Annotated in this window: 15 protein-coding genes; 12 read left to right on the forward strand and 3 right to left on the reverse strand. The window is 44.6% G+C overall.

Annotated elements, in window-relative coordinates:
• The first annotated feature begins 201 nt into the window (after positions 1–201).
• Genes J2128_RS07390 through comD form a run of 6 tightly spaced genes read left to right on the forward strand, consistent with a single transcriptional unit; the run spans position 202 to position 5,956 of the window.
• Positions 202–981: an ATP-binding cassette domain-containing protein gene (locus tag J2128_RS07390; RefSeq protein ID WP_209690498.1), complete on the forward strand. Its 780-nt coding sequence runs from the start codon at positions 202–204 to the stop codon at positions 979–981.
• Positions 978–1,685: a GTP-binding protein gene (locus tag J2128_RS07395; protein WP_209690499.1), complete on the forward strand. Its 708-nt coding sequence runs from the start codon at positions 978–980 to the stop codon at positions 1,683–1,685. Before J2128_RS07390 ends, J2128_RS07395 begins: the two co-directional genes overlap by 4 nt.
• Before the next feature lie 3 nt (positions 1,686–1,688).
• The gene (locus tag J2128_RS07400; RefSeq protein ID WP_209690500.1) at positions 1,689–2,348 is read left to right on the forward strand and encodes a (Fe-S)-binding protein; all 660 of its coding nucleotides are present in this window, start codon (positions 1,689–1,691) and stop codon (positions 2,346–2,348) included.
• Complete coding sequence (locus tag J2128_RS07405) at positions 2,345–3,571, forward strand: methanogenesis marker 16 metalloprotein (protein WP_209690501.1); 1,227 nt, start codon at positions 2,345–2,347, stop codon at positions 3,569–3,571. Before J2128_RS07400 ends, J2128_RS07405 begins: the two co-directional genes overlap by 4 nt.
• A gap of 14 nt (positions 3,572–3,585) precedes the next feature.
• The gene (locus J2128_RS07410; RefSeq protein ID WP_209690502.1) at positions 3,586–4,857 is read left to right on the forward strand and encodes a cysteate synthase; all 1,272 of its coding nucleotides are present in this window, start codon (positions 3,586–3,588) and stop codon (positions 4,855–4,857) included.
• Positions 4,850–5,956, forward strand: a complete 1,107-nt coding sequence (gene comD, locus J2128_RS07415; RefSeq protein ID WP_209690503.1) for a sulfopyruvate decarboxylase subunit alpha — start codon at positions 4,850–4,852, stop codon at positions 5,954–5,956. The genes J2128_RS07410 and comD overlap by 8 nt, the downstream gene beginning before the upstream one ends.
• Before the next feature lie 37 nt (positions 5,957–5,993).
• Here comD and J2128_RS07420 read toward each other — a convergent pair whose 3' ends face one another.
• The gene (locus tag J2128_RS07420; protein WP_209690504.1) at positions 5,994–7,217 is read right to left on the reverse strand and encodes a phosphoglycerate kinase; all 1,224 of its coding nucleotides are present in this window, start codon (positions 7,215–7,217) and stop codon (positions 5,994–5,996) included.
• A 290-nt stretch (positions 7,218–7,507) separates the two neighbouring features.
• Here J2128_RS07420 and J2128_RS07425 point away from each other — a divergent pair, with 290 nt between their 5' ends.
• The 5 genes from J2128_RS07425 (at position 7,508) to J2128_RS07445 (ending at position 11,572) form a co-directional block, all read left to right on the forward strand.
• Positions 7,508–7,906, forward strand: coding sequence for a hypothetical protein (locus tag J2128_RS07425; protein ID WP_209690505.1), 399 nt, complete (start codon positions 7,508–7,510; stop codon positions 7,904–7,906).
• Between the two features lie 212 nt (positions 7,907–8,118).
• The gene (locus tag J2128_RS07430) at positions 8,119–8,628 is read left to right on the forward strand and encodes a YqhA family protein (RefSeq protein ID WP_209690506.1); all 510 of its coding nucleotides are present in this window, start codon (positions 8,119–8,121) and stop codon (positions 8,626–8,628) included.
• Between the two features lie 363 nt (positions 8,629–8,991).
• On the forward strand, positions 8,992–9,582 hold the full coding sequence (locus J2128_RS07435) for a flavodoxin family protein (protein ID WP_209690507.1): 591 nt from the start codon (positions 8,992–8,994) through the stop codon (positions 9,580–9,582).
• Positions 9,583–9,923: 341 nt separating this feature from the next.
• Positions 9,924–10,847 (forward strand): ABC transporter ATP-binding protein, encoded by a 924-nt coding sequence (locus J2128_RS07440; RefSeq protein WP_209690508.1) that lies wholly within the window; start codon positions 9,924–9,926, stop codon positions 10,845–10,847.
• A 5-nt stretch (positions 10,848–10,852) separates the two neighbouring features.
• The gene (locus J2128_RS07445) at positions 10,853–11,572 is read left to right on the forward strand and encodes an ABC transporter permease (RefSeq protein WP_209690509.1); all 720 of its coding nucleotides are present in this window, start codon (positions 10,853–10,855) and stop codon (positions 11,570–11,572) included.
• Between the two features lie 1,096 nt (positions 11,573–12,668).
• On the opposite strand, the gene J2128_RS07450 is transcribed toward J2128_RS07445, so the two are convergent.
• Both J2128_RS07450 and J2128_RS07455 read right to left on the reverse strand, forming a co-directional pair.
• On the reverse strand, positions 12,669–13,172 hold the full coding sequence (locus J2128_RS07450) for a GNAT family N-acetyltransferase (RefSeq protein ID WP_209690510.1): 504 nt from the start codon (positions 13,170–13,172) through the stop codon (positions 12,669–12,671).
• A gap of 127 nt (positions 13,173–13,299) precedes the next feature.
• Complete coding sequence (locus J2128_RS07455) at positions 13,300–13,893, reverse strand: MarR family transcriptional regulator (RefSeq protein ID WP_348632378.1); 594 nt, start codon at positions 13,891–13,893, stop codon at positions 13,300–13,302.
• 41 nt (positions 13,894–13,934) lie between these two features.
• Here J2128_RS07455 and serS point away from each other — a divergent pair, with 41 nt between their 5' ends.
• Positions 13,935–15,212: a serine--tRNA ligase gene (serS, locus tag J2128_RS07460; protein WP_209690511.1), complete on the forward strand. Its 1,278-nt coding sequence runs from the start codon at positions 13,935–13,937 to the stop codon at positions 15,210–15,212.
• Positions 15,213–15,299 lie beyond the last annotated feature (87 nt).

Here is a 15,299-nt window from a genome sequence, read left to right on the forward strand (position 1 = left end):
CGGATTAACCCGAAAAAACCGGGGCCGGGCAGTAAGCAGCCAAAAAACGGTATTTTGCCTGCATTGTTGCCATAAAATCAATTGTTCATCCCGGACATTATTTCACTATACGCCATTAATATCTACAATATTGATCCCATAAGGAAAAGTTAGCATCCTTTAAGGAAATATTATATAAAAAAGGGGACTTTACTATTAAGTATGCACCAGGTCGTGATAGAAGAGATTACCGTCCTGCCCGGAAAGAACCGTGCCGGAGCGGATGAAAATTTTAAGGAGATCAAAATACGCCCCGGAGATACCATCTCAATTGTAGGGCCTACCGGTTCGGGTAAAAGCGCCTTCATAAATGATATCGAAATATTTGCGCAGAACGACACGGTCACGGGAAGGAGGGTCCTTGTAAACGGGGACGTTCCGCCCGAGGATTTTGTCCGTGACCCTTCGAAAAAGCCTGTTGCAATGATAACGCAGAATACGAAATGCCTTGCCGACTTAACGGTCAGAGATTTTATTTTGATGCATGCAAGGTCCAGAAAAATAGACGGTGAAAACATAATTGAAAAGACAATCGCCCTTGCAAACGAGTTCACAGGTGAAGAAATAAGGCCGGTGTCAAGGATGACGTCTCTTTCCGGGGGCCAGACCAGGTCTCTTATGATAGCAGATGCAGTCGTGATATCCGACACCCCTGTAATCCTTCTTGATGAGGTGGAAAACGCCGGGATATTCAAGGAAAAAGTGATGGAGTGCCTGAAACTCTATAAAAAAGCGTTTTTGTTTGTGACCCACGACCCTCTGATTTCACTTTTGTCGAAGAGGAGAATTGTAATGAAAAACGGTGCCGTTTCGGATGTTATCTGCCCCGGCGACTCGGAAAAAGAGGCGCTTTATGAGGTATTGAAAATGGACTCTGCAATGTCTGCCCTCCGTGAAAGGATACGCTGCGGGGAGCTTATAAAAAGCGTGCCCCTTCCATGAAGCTTATAGTTATAGCAGGGCCTCCTTCAGCCGGAAAAACTGCCGTCTCAAGACAGATAATCTCGCATTTCAACCCGCGTCTGAAGTGCTCCTATCTTAAAATCGACGTTGTGCGGGCTTTTGAGGACGAAGAGCTTAAAAAAGAGTTCAATATCCCTGCAAGAAAGGTATATTCGGGTGACGTCTGCCCAGACCACGTCGGAATTCTCGTGATGAAGGACGCAATAGACTGGGCAGACTCGAACAAATCCGATATTCTTATCGTTGAAAGTGCCGGGCTTTGCCTCCGCTGTTCACCGTATACCACCCAGTCGCTTGGGATATCCGTTTTAAGTGCCGTTTCAGGCACGAATTCACCTCTGAAGATGTCTGCAATGCTTGCTCTCTCCGACATCGCCGTGGTTACAAGAGTTGACCTCGTCTCCCAGGCTGAAAAGGAGGTGTTCAGGGAGAAGATAAAGGAGGTCAGAGGTGACCTTGACATAGTAGAGACTAATGCGGTCTTCGGGACGGGTATGAGGTATCTTTTGAGAGCAATAGAGGAGCAGCCTGATATAAAAGACCCTTCTTCTGTAACGCTTAGGGGAAACCCTCCTCTCGGGGTATGCACGGTGTGCGCCGGGAAGAAGCAGATAGGCTGGGAGAACCATTTCGGTGTCATAAGAAAGCTTTCATCGTGTGATTTTTTCTTCAGGGGTGACTAAAAAATGCAGAAAACGCGGTCCTGGAAGAATACGGGGAGAGACTGCGGTGCATGCGGAATTCCCACATGTGCCGGTTTTGAGGAAAAAGTGTTATCTGGTGAAAAAAACTATTCCGACTGCCCTTTTTTTGAAGTCAGTGCAGGAGAAAAAGACGGATGTGAACAAAGCGGGGTTTTCCCGTCAGGTGCGGACTATACCGGGTATGATATCCTGAAAAAGCCGTATGATTTCGTGATTCACCCTTTTCCCGGAGAGCCTTCGGCAAGAAAGATTATTCTTCCGTTCAGGCCCGGCATCACGGAAAAGATGAAGATTGAAAAGGGCGATATTGTCCTTGGAAGACCGCAGGGTGCCGGATGTCCCGTTCAGCATGTGCTCAGGGTAATTGACGCCGACATCTTGACAGGACTTATTTCTTCGCACGTCATAAGTCCCCTTGAAGCAAGAAAGAACCCTGATGCGGTAAAAGAGATCAGGGCATACCATATCATAGGCTTTGAAGGACTGGCACAGACGGTAATGGCAGAACCCGTGTTCGGGAGGAGGCAGAGGTTTCTTCCAGGGTTCTGCATGATGAATCTCGGTCATACGGGTGTCGTAAACTTTGTTGCCGAAGATAAGTCCGGAGTGCATGTCCGGGTGGAGGATATACGGATAATATGAAGTCGGTTTATGAAATAAACGAGAAAATAATGAACGGTGAGGCAGTCGTTATGACTGCGGGGGAATTCAAGGAGAGTGTGCGTGAGGGTAAGGCGCCTTCCCTTTCAGATGTTGATATAGTCACCTGCGGGACGTGCGGTGTCATGTCCGGGACTTTTGCCGTCATGACAGTTCCTGTGGCGCAGCCCGGAACTTTCCGCCGCTGTGAAAAAATAAGCCTGAACGGTGTCCCGTGCTTCCCCGGACCGTGCCCGAACGAAGGTCTTGGGACGGCAGACATCGTTGTATTCGGGACAACGCACGCTTCTGAAAAATACGGTGGAGGAAACCTTTTCAGGGACATAGTCGAAGGAAAGGAGATAAAAGTCGTCGCCGAGTCTGAGGGCAGGGTATACGAGAACGAAATATTTTCCGATGACATAATGTCTGCACGCATCATAACGTCCAGAAGCGCCTTTAAAAACTATTCCGCATTTTTGAACTGCGGTAAAAGTCCGTTCAATACTATATTTTCAGTCCTTCCTCTTGGAGGAGGTGCCTCGGAAGCGACAGTGAGCGGGTGCGGGGAAATAAACCCTGTCCAGAACGATCCAACTCTGCGGTTTCTCAAATCAGGTGCAAAGGTACTCCTGGACGGTGCGCAGGGAAGAGTCATAGGTGAAGGTACGAGGAGTTCGGACAAAAAGCCCAACCTTTCCGCATATGCTGATATGAAGGACATGATGCCTGAGTTTATGGGCGGTTTCGTCACTTCGAAAGGCCCTGAGTGCATAACTACCATTGCAGCGGCGATACCGGTAACCGATGAAAAATGCCTTGAAGACCTCTCAGTTCTTGACTGCGATATACCTCTTCCTGTTGTTGACGTCGTAAAAAGAGATGACGTCGGGACATCGGACTACGGCAGAATCTGGCAGGGGACTGACCTCAAAGTGTCCGTCAACCCCTTAAACTGCCTTTTCTGCGGAGAGTGCCCCGCAAACCTTGCCTGCCCGACAAGGGCGATAATGCCCGGCGGTGGAATTATACAGTCAAGGTGTGTTTCCTGTGGGACATGCATCCGTACATGTCCGGGTGAAGTGTACAGCATGGACATGGGCTCGGTAACCTTCGGTGAGAGTTGTGCACCTGTTGTCCTCAGGCAGTCCGACAGGAGTAAGGCGGTTGAGATTACTGAAATCCTTAAAGATATGATTGAAAGAAAAGAATTCACACTCCTTTAGAAAAAAGATGACTTATGGGAGAATATAGTTTAAAGTGCCCAAAATGCGGCTCGGTGTTTGAGGACAAATACACCAACAGTTGTCCTGACGGCTGCAGCTCGCTGATTAAGGCCGAATATAAACAAAAAAAGCTGAGGATACGCGACCTTCCGGGAATGTTTCGTTATCATGACTGGCTGCCGGTCGAAGACTGCCGCAATGTCGGGACAAAACCTGTAACCTACAAGAGCAGGGAGCTTTCAAGGGAGCTCGGGATCAAAAACCTCTATATCTGTTTCAACGGCTACAACCCGGATATAAACGCGGCCGTTAAGTCCTGCTCCTTCAAGGAGCTTGAGGCTGTTCCTACAATGCTCCGGATGAAGGAGAAAGGTTCCGGAATCATACAGGTGTCTTCTGCTGGAAACACTGCACGTGCGTTCTGCGAAGTCTCAGCCGCTACAGGTATGCCTGTAATTGCCGTCGTTCCTAAGTATGCGAAGGACAATATCTGGACGACAGTCCCTGCCGGTGACGTTCTCATGATAACGGTCGACGGGGACTATACCGACGCGATAGAGTTTGGAAACAGGCTCTGCTCAATAAACGGAGTCGTTGCGGAAGGGGGAGCAAAAAATCCTGCACGACGGGATGGAATGGGTACAACCCTTCTTGACTGCGCAGTTGCGGCCGGAAGAATTCCTGACTGGTACTTCCAGGCTGTAGGGAGCGGTACAGGAGCCATTGCTGCTTTTGAGATGTCGGAACGCCTCATTGAAGACGGCAGATACGGCGGAAAGCTTCCGAGGCTTTACCTCTCGCAAAACGATGTTTTTGCACCCATTGTAAACGCGTGGAAGGAGAGGAGGCGTGAGATTATTCCTGATAAGGATATGCCGGATGCAAAGAATTCCGCGATGAAGGCCTATTCTCCGGTCCTTACGAACAGGACTCCTCCTTATTCGGTCTTCGGCGGTCTTTTCGACGCCCTGACTGCAACCGATGGTATCACAGTCCCAGTCCCCCGGGATAAGGCCGAGAGTGCGGGAAAGCTGTTTGAGGAGGTTGAAGGCCCCGACCTTGACCCGGCAGCGGCCGTGTGTCTCGCCTCACTTCTCGATGTTTCTGAAAAAGGGACTTTTAAGCCTGAAGACACGGTCATGCTCAACATCACAGGCGGCGGGTACAGGCGTGCCAGAGAGGATTTTGATATAATAAAAGTAAATCCGTCATTTGAAGCAAGTGCAGGCGACGATATATCGAAAATTTCTTCTGATGTCGCAAAATGGGTGAAGCGTTATGTATGAAGATGATTTTGCGGGCGGACTGAAGAGGCTTGGCATAGAGTTTGTGGTGTCGCTTCCGTGCGACCGGACAAAAGACCTGTGCTCTTTGATGGAGAGAAACTTTCATTACGTGAACATTAACCGCGAGGAGGACGGTGTCGGCATATGTGCAGGGCTTGCCCTTTCGAAGAGGAGGTTTGTCCTTCACATGCAGAGTTCAGGTCTCGGAAACTCGCTTAACGCAATGATGTCTCTTAATTATCTCTACGGTCTGCCGCTTCCCGTTGTTGCAAGCCTGAGGGGGTATTATAAGGAAAAAATTCCTGCACAAATCCCTTTCAACAGCAAAATCCCCGGTGTTCTGGATGCACTTGGAATAAAATACACGATAATCGAAGACTCTTCAGGACTTAAGAAGGCGTACCGGATAATAGATGAATGCTTCAAAAATTCTGAAATTCATGTAATCCTTATATCCCCTAAAGTATGGGAGGGAGAACCCTGCACGTGCGAATCCAAATTTCCCGGGCGCAGCCGTGATATAAGCCTGTCTTTTGAAAGAGAGATAAAAGAGCCTGTTCTTACAAGACGTGACGCAATAAAAATAATCTCTGAATACCTGTCCGGTGAACCGGCCGTATGCAATATAGGTGTTCCCTGCAAAGAGCTATACGCCGAAAATGACAGGCAACAGAACTTCTATATGCTTGGGAGCTACACCCAGGCGACGCCGATAGGTCTTGGTCTTGCCCTCGGGCAGAAGAAGCACGTGTATGTGATAGACGGCGACGGGAGTCTCCTCGGGACTGCCGTTTTGCCGGTCGTCGCGGCTGAAAACCCAAAAAACCTGACGATATTTGCGCTTGACAACGGGGCTTTCGGCAGCACGGGAATGCAGATTACGCATTCATGGAACGTGTGCAGCCTTGAGCTTATGGCTGTTGCCGCCGGGATAAAAGATACTGCAATGGCCCGGACAGGAGACGATCTGAAAAGGGTTCTTTCATCCGGGAAGATACCTCAGTTTGTCCATGTAATCATAAAACCCGGAAATTCGGATGCAAAAAATATCCCGCTTTCACCGTCAGATATAATGGAAAGGTTTGAAAAAAGCATATAACAAATTTGTTTTTTTTTATTTCATCCGGGTTTCCGGATTATTTTTTTCCGAACATCTCCCGGCTCTTTTCAAGGGCCGAGATTGCAGGAAGCTTTTTTCCTGTCAGAAATTCTATGCAGGCACCTCCGCCCGTTGATATGTGGCTGAACCTGTCGTTTATACCAAGTGATTCGGCGACGACTGCGGTGTGCCCTCCGCCGACAACCGAAAACTCCGACTCTGATGCAGCCTTTAAAAGTTCGAAGGTTCCTGTTGAAAAAAGGTCCTCTTCAAAAAGCCCTGCAGGGCCGTTGAATACGACTGTCCCCGAGTTCCTGAGTATATCGGTGAACGGGACAAGGGAATCAAGGCCGAGGTCGAGGACAGGATATTTATCAGGTATTTTATCTACGGAAAACTCGCCTCTTGTCCCGTCTTCATTTCTAACCGCGACATATTCCGGGAGAATCACCTTGTCTTTAAACTTTGAAAGAATTTCTGCGGCTTTTTTAATTTCCCCGTAGTAACCGAGTTTTTTTATCAGGTCTGATGACGGGCATCCTATGTCAACTCCCTCTGCCAGGAGAAAGACGTTTGCAACGACTCCGACCACAACAACCCTGTCGGCGATGCCGCATTCAAGGACGTTTCTCGCAACATTCATGGAGTCGTCTACCTTCGTCCCCCCGAGGACAAAGGTGACGGGCTTCGGTGAATCGGAAAACACCTTTGAAAGGCAGGACACCTCTTTTTCCATAAGTGTCCCCGCAACGGACTTCATAACGTACGGAAGGCCTACCATTGTCGGCTGCGAACGGTGTGCAGTCCCGAAAGCATCGTTTACGTATATGTCGCCGAGCTTTGAAAGGCCGCGTACAAGATGGGTGGACGCAGCCTCTTCAGGAGTCATTTTGATGTTTTCTTCTGCATTGAACCTCACGTTTTCAAGCATAAGGATGTCCCCGCAGTCCATCTTTTTTACCGCATCGCGTGCACAGCGCCCAAAAATGTCGTCGATGTATTCAACAGGTCTTCCCAGAAGGTGTTCAAGTCTTTCGGCGTGGGCTTTAAGAGTCGTGAAGTCCTTTTTCTGCGGGCGGCTCTGGTGAGTTACGATTACCACTTTCGAGTCCTGAAGGTTCTGGACCGTAGGAGTATGCTCACGGAATCTTTTGTCGTCAAGAATCGTGTTTGACGCAGGGTCTATGGGAGAATTGAAGTCAACACGTAAAATGACGGTTTTTCTGGCGGTTTCTATATCATCAAGCGTTCCAAATTTCATATTTTATGCACCCGGAAAGGAATAGCAGGTTTTGCTGATTATTATTTGATGTTGGACGCTATTGGAATTATTGTTTTTTGTCCCGAACTTTTTTTGATTTATTTTTCCGGTGAACTTATTTCAGGACTGTCCTGACGGCACTTACAGGAATATTTTGAAAAATTTCAGAATGCCTGTCCTTTTTTGGAGCTGTCGCGAAAGTCCCCGTGGAGTAATCCGTAAAAACGTTATTTTGCCGCTTTTTCAACCAAAAAGTATGTGGCACATAGAAAGTCTATCTATTTGTATAAATGGCGGAGAACTATATATTCAAACTCTTTGAAGGCCTTAACAGGCAGGGACCCGGAAACGACGGGTGCACAAAAAAGGCTTTTTCATACCTGAAAAACCTCCCTGAAAACCCCAAAATTCTTGATATCGGGTGCGATGTCGTGCCTGAAAAGGAGAGGATAAATGATGCATATGATGCAGGGTATTCTCTTGTAACATCCTTCAGACTTCCTGTTTCTGCGTGGACAGATGAGTATTACGCCCCGGTCCCAAAGAGGGTAAAAGCCTTCAGAAATGAATACAAAGACAACCCAGATGCGCAAAATCTTGCCGATGCGATATTGGAAGAGATATCCTTTTACAACGGTCATTTTTCAGAATACGGATATACTTTCTATATTTTCCATAAAGAAGAGTGAAGAGGGGAATAATCCGGCAGACTTCCATTATTCTGCCTCATTATTTTGTAATATTACATATATGTTTTACAATTATGCCTCTAATTTGTAATTTTATGTTCCGGCTAACAGTATGCAACTATATTATATGCCTGTCAGCAGGAATTATATACACCACATAAACAGTCCCGTTATTGTGACGGACAGAATGAATATCAGGATACAGGATTAATATGCGTGAACAGAAGTTTTTGGAGAGGTCATTTGAACATGCACTCTGGAATATGAGGTTTGTAGTCCTTCTCGGAGTCATTTTCGGTGCACTGAGTGCACTTGTCCTTTTTGTTGCAGGTTCTCTTGAGATTTTTGAGGTCCTGAAGGATTACCTTGTTTCAACCGAGCTTTCAATGACCCACGAGGATATTCTTATCGGGATAATCGGCGCAGTCGACTTTTATCTTATAGGGCTTGTCCTTTTAATATTCAGCTTCGGAATCTATGAGCTTTTCATATCAAAGCTTGATATTGCAAGAGTGCAGGGCGAATTCGGAAATATACTTGAAGTAAGAAATCTTGACGACCTGAAAAACAAAATTATAAAAGTCATAATTATGGTTTTAATAGTAAGTTTTTTCCAGAGAGTGCTTTCGATGGAGCTTACAACGTCGATGGACATGCTTGCAATGGCAGTCTCCATAGGTGTCATATGTATTGGAGTTTATTTTCTTGGAAAGCATACCTGAAAGAAAACTTTTTCCTTATTGTACTTTTTTAATAAAAAAATTGTAAACAACCAGATTTGTGGCATATAATATAAATCCATTTATATTTGGTACCAACGAAAGCTTTCTTGAAGATTAAATCCCACTGTAGAAAGGATATAATCTCCAGTAATATACCAGAATGATCCCTGTTCAGAGGAGTATGTAAAAAAGGTCTTCAAAGAACAGAATTTTCCGTAAAATCCAAAAGAGATTATACCTTTACAGATCTCCGGATAAGCTGCAGGATTTATGTGCGGTGAAGGTTTGCTGCTTTACCAGGGTACACAGTAAATTTGAATCCTGCCGGCCGTTTGGGGACAAGATTTGACAGCGAGGTAAATTATGAAAGTAGTAGCATTTAACGGAAGTCCGAAAAAGCATGGTAACACCTACATGCTCCTTAAGATGATCCAGTCAGAACTCAGGAACCAGGATATTGACGTTGAGATTGTCCATATAGGCGGAAAGAAGGTTATAGACTGCATAGCCTGCAACAAGTGTTTTGACAGAAAAGATAAGAGATGTATTCTGAACAGCGACTTTGTCAATGATGCAATTGAAAAGATGGTAGAGGCTGACGGAATAATTATAGGTTCCCCGACATACTTTGCAGACGTTTCATCAGATACTAAGGCTCTTATCGACAGGGCAGGTCTTGTTGGTATTGCAAACGACGGAATGTTCTCCAAGAAGGTCGGTGCGGCTGTTGTCACTGCGAGAAGAGGCGGATATATTCATGCGTATGATACTATCAACCATTTCTTTGGAATGTCCAACATGATAACCGTAGGCTCTTCAGACTGGAATGTAGCACTTGGTGAGGAAATTGGTGATGTTGAAAAGGACGAGGAAGGTCTTAAAGGTATAAAGAACCTCGCTGAAAATATGGCATGGCTTCTTAAAAAGATCCACGCCGGCGAGGAAAAGGCATAACTCAATAATATTCGCCATAATTTAATCCGGGAAAATATGTTTGCATGAACTCATTTCGGATTATCCTGTATGCTTTAGTTATATCACTAATCACTGAAATTAAGATATAGTTTCACCAATATGATGCCCGTTTCCCTGATAAAAGGGATAATGGGAAACAAAAATAATTTTTGCCGAAAAAATAACGGATTCAGACTATTGTTCCGGTGTTCTCTTTTTAATTTAATTATGTAAAATGTTCCGGGCAGAATTTTTTTGTCTGTATGTTTATCAGATGCGGGAACGGTGTTGTCATCCAGTAATATATACCATCAGGTCGAGTCTATTAAAGAAGACTTAATATGGAGCAGATTATCCTTGTTTCCGGCCTGAAAAAAACCTTCGGCAAAAAGCCGGTTCTGTCAGGAATTTCCTTTGATGTGAACAGAGGAGAGGTTTTTGGTTTTCTTGGGCCAAACGGAGCCGGAAAGACTACAACTATGAGAATCCTTCTTGGACTTTTAAAGCCTGATTCCGGGAAAGCTTTTGTATTCGGTGAAGACCTCGGTGTTTCAGACAGTTCACGTTCGCGTGTGGGAGTCCTGATGGAAAACAACGGGCTTTTCGAGAATTTTACTCCGCTTGAAAATCTTGAGTACTACGCCGGAATATACGGTGTTCCTGATGCAGGAAAAAGAATAGAATACCTTCTTGAGCTGACAGACCTTGAGGCGGAAGCAAACGCTAAGGTAGGAAGTTTTTCAACAGGTATGAAAAGAAAGCTTGGAATAGCAAGAGCAATATTACACAGTCCCGAGGTCCTTTTTCTCGACGAGCCCACCTCTGCCCTTGACCCGCAGGCGCAGAAGATGGTACGGGATTTAATTCAGCATCTTGCAAATGACGAGTCCATGACTGTTTTTCTGAGTTCGCATAATCTCGACGAGGTGCAGAAAATATGCAGCAGGGTCGCGATACTTCACGGCGGAGAGATAAAGGCGCTTGATTCTGTAGAAAATCTGAGAAGAGGCAGTGAGGGCAGAAGAGTGAGGATAAAACTTTCTGACGTCTCAAAAACGGATAAAGCCTTTTCATTAATCGCGGGAAATCCTGAATATACGGGTTTTCAGGAAACCGGCGGGGGTTTTTCGGTTAACCTGCACTCAGGCTCAGCCTCGCCTCTTATATGCAGTCTTTGCAGCGCCGGAGTAGGTATTGAGGAGGTTTTGACTGACAAACGTTCTCTTGAAGATATCTATATTGAAATTATGAAAGAGGAGGCCTGATTAAAATGGATCCGCTTTTTGTTGTAGCCAGAAAGGAGATAAAGCAGATATTAAAAAACAAGTCGCTTATAATCGGGGTTATCTTTTTTATGGGAATATTCGGAGGGATTACTTCTATGGGTGCCGTGATGTCTGCTGCGGAGGGCAGTTCAGGTGTTATTACGTCATCTCTTGATTCCCTGATAGTCTACCTGATTCTTGTTATGGGAATATTTACGGGTTATTTCTTCTCGTCTCAGGCTTTTTTGAGAGAGAAGACAGACGGGACTATAGAGACGATACTGTGCTCGCCTCTGTCCTTAAGAGAGGTCTGGCTCGGAAAGGTCATCGGCGTAACAGTCCCCGCGTATATTGTATCCCTGGTAATTGCCGTGATACTTGTTGCAGCGGCGAACTTCGGTTCTGGTTACCTGGTTCTGCCTTCACCGGCGATGATATTGTACCTTCTGATTGTGGTTCCCGTATATATCGGGTGCGCAACAGGTCTTCTTGGTTTTGTCCAGCTCCTTTTAGGGATGAGAGAAAACCAGATTGTCAATTTCGTCATGATATTCGGATTTATTGTCGCCATCTCGTTTTTCGAGTCTATGATAGCCGATAATGCTATAACGGTCTCGTTTTTGCTTGTGATAGAAATGGCTGCTGCGGGTGTAATCCTTATGGGAATAGTCCGATATTTAACCGGTTTTTTGAGCCGCGAAAAGATTGTTACGACAATACCATAATTTTTTTAAATTTTCAGCGGGATTTTAAAAGCAGATTATACCGGTTTATACAACCTTTTAACCAGATTGTTCAATTCATGGAAGTCTTGCATTTTATTCATATATATAGGCATCATGCAGATTATTATTCAGAGTGTCAGGGAAAGAATAAATAAAACGAAAAGACCTGAAAAAGAAATTTTTTAAGTCACGTTTCGTTTTCTTGTTCTTTTCAGTGGCACTGGTAACCAGAAAACAACCTCCTGAATTAGAAACCAGTTAAGGCAAACCAGAAAATCCAGCATAAAAAAACCACAAGAATCACCAAAAACCAATTTGTGAATCAAAAAACCCCCAAATCAAAAAAAGGCGCCTTTGTGAAGATAAAATGCAGGGGTGCCGTAAAAAAATCATTTTTTATAGCATCTGTATTTTTAATAAATCCTGTTTTGACTGGAAAATCCTGATGCATGAAATTAATATGGTATATTTGCACTCTCTTTTATATGGAATATATAATCCGGTAAAAAAATGAATAGATAATCAGGCGGCTATTTTGTGAGTCCGGTAACTATAGTCTTATGCGGGACGGCTTAAGTCTGGATGTTTCCCGTTCATGTTAAAAAAACCCGTTTTTACAACCTTTTAACCAGATTGTTCAATTCTTTGAATCCAGGTATTTTATTCATATATATAGATATCATGCAGAGTATTATTCAGAGTGTCAGGGAAGGAGCAGAAAAGAGGGACATGAAAAAAGACCAGCAGAGTTCCTGAGTTGTTCTGTTTATTTCATCTGGCACTGAAAACCAGATAAAAACCAAAAAACCTCCTGAATGAAACCAGTTAAGGCAAACCAGAAAAATCCAGCATAAAAACCACTACAATCACCAAAAACCAATTTGTTAATCAAAAAACCCCCCCAAAAAAAGAAGGACACCTTTGCTCAAGAGCTGAAAAAATACTCAAAAGGTGTCCTTTTTTTAATTTTCTGTTCTTGTCATTATAATTCCAACAGGTTAAGCCGTTTTCAAGTGATGTTTAAACCGGTTATTTTCTTTAGTCAAATCCCGGAGAAGGATTTTTCTTCCGGTATAGCATTAATTCATCCGTTAATTCAGATCTGTTTGTACATCCATACTTCATCGATGTATTCGACGTTTTTTTTCATGACACCGGGAAAAATGCCGCATTTCAAAAATCCGTTTTTTTCGTGGAAATGTATGCTGCCGGTATTTTTTGAGGATATGCCGGCGATTACAACTTTGATTCCAAAATCTTTTCCTTCACTCTGAAGGGAGTTCAGCATCTCTTTTCCGATTCCTCTGCCTGTATATCCGGGTTTTATGAAATATGTGATCTTGGCTGTATGAGAAAATGACCGGACCGGACTATGCGGGCGAAGCATTCCGAATCCGAGAATATTCCCTTTTTCGTCCTTTACAGAAACCGAAGGGTATTTTTGCGATATTTCAAGAAAGTTGTCAAAAAATTCATATGAAACTTTATTTTCCGGGTATGCAGCGAAACTGTTCTCTATATACCAGTTGAAAATGTCAATTATTCCGTTCCTGTCGTCTTCGCAGATTTTTCCATAGTTTAACCCGTCCATTTCTCTCATTAATATGATGTGTTATCTACTAATCTATAGTTTAGTTACTAAACTAAATGTGCCTGTGGGCTTATGGCTCCCATGCCATTGATATTTCTTAATCTGTTTTTTAGCAAAAGAATCCTGAGGAAATAGTTTATATTTTCTTATTTTCGGTTAATGCCAGGGATTTTTTTCTCATGATGAGACATGAATCAAAAAGGTTTTCGAATTCGGATAATGTTTCGATGAGATTTCCGAAGCTTTCGTCATCCATTTTGTCTGCAAATTCAGAAATTTTTTTGTTCATCATATCATGGTAGTTTTTGTGCCACAAACAGGCTTTTTCCCCGGATTCAGTAAGAACGGCATTGATTTTTTTACCATCCTCGCCGGCTTTCACTCTTTTAATGCAGCCTTTTTTTTCAAGTTTTAATGCCGTCTGGGACACTGCACCTTTTGTAATCCCAAGCCTTTTTGCAGCATCTGACATCCCTTCATCAGGGAACCTGCCGAAGATATCTATAAGGTGCACCTCAGATGCATGGAGATATACGCCGCCTATGTCGACCGGCTCTTTTTCTATTGATGCGGCTTTGTTCAGAAGTTTTATGACCGAATCAAAAAGTATGCCGGTGTCCTTTGAAGTCCTGTCTGGTTTTGTTGAAGGATTTTCGGGCATTACAAGTAATAAGACCCAGCAGGTGAATAATCGTTTCCCGCATTTAAGCCTTTTTGAAATGTGCTTCACGCAAATATAATCCCGTATGATATACAAAATTAAAGGAAGTTATGCTTGAACTTAAATTCATTCGCAATAATCCTGACGTCGTAAAAGCTGATCTTAGGAAAAGGGGTGATCTGGAGAAGCTTTCGTGGATTGACGACCTTTTGGAGAAGGACAAAAAGTCGCGCGAGATGCAGACCGGAATCAATGCGATGCGCAACCGCCGCAATGTCATAAGCCGGGATATCAAGGAAGCCAGAAAGGAGAAGAAGGACATTTCCGGTCTTCTTGATGAGGCAAAGACACTGCCTGCAAAAATCAAGGCAGACGAGGAGCAGCTTTCGGAGATAAACGGGAAGATTAAGTACTACCGCATGAGAATCCCCAATATCCTTCACGAGAGCGTACCCGTGGGAAAGGACGACACCGAAAATGTCGAGGTCAAAAAATGGGGAAAGCCGAAGGAGTTTTCATTTGAACTGAAAAACCACGGTGAACTTGTCGTCGAAAAAGGCCTTGCCGAGTTTGAGAGGGCTGCAAAGATTGCCGGCGCCGGATTTTACATGCTCAAGGGAAACCTTGCGATAATGGACATGTCTCTTCAGCGCCTTGCGGTAGATATGCTTGTAAAACGCGGCTATACTCCTGTCATACCCCCGTATATGATGAACCGCAAAGCCTACGAGGGTGTTACCGACCTTGCCGATTTCGAGAACGTGATGTACAAGATAGACGGCGAGGACGAATTTCTTATTGCGACAAGCGAGCACCCCATGGCTGCAATGTACATGGACGAAATTTTCGAGGAGAAAGACCTGCCGATAAAGCTTGCCGGGATAAGCCCGTGCTTCAGGCGCGAGATCGGTTCGCACGGCCTTGATACGAGAGGGCTTTTCAGGGTCCACCAGTTCAACAAGGTTGAGCAGTTCATATACTGCAAGCCCGAGGACTCGTGGAATATGCACGCCGAACTTTTGAAAAACGCCGAAGACTTTTTCCAGGCGCTTAAGCTCCCCTATCATGTCGTAAACATATGCACAGGTGATATCGGAACGGTTGCGGCGAAAAAGTATGACATCGAGGTGTGGATGCCGCGTGAAAATGCATACCGCGAGGTCGTTTCGTGCTCAAACTGCACTGCGTACCAGTCCGTAAGGCTTAACATAAGGGCAAGGGACCCGCACGACTTCGAGAACAAGTACTTTGTGCACACACTGAACAGTACTGCCGTGGCGACTACAAGGACACTTCGTGCAATTCTTGAAAACTACCAGGAAGAGGACGGAACGGTTGTCATACCCGAGGTCTTAAGGCCTTATATGAACGGCGCAGAGACTCTTTAATCAGTTTATCTTTAGAATCAGCGGGATGGTTAATCCATCCTGAGTATATTTTTTTGACAGCCTGAAAAGTCAGACCATGTCTTTTCT

The sequence above is a fragment of the Methanomicrobium sp. W14 genome, from assembly GCF_017875315.1.
Taxonomy (GTDB): domain Archaea; phylum Halobacteriota; class Methanomicrobia; order Methanomicrobiales; family Methanomicrobiaceae; genus Methanomicrobium.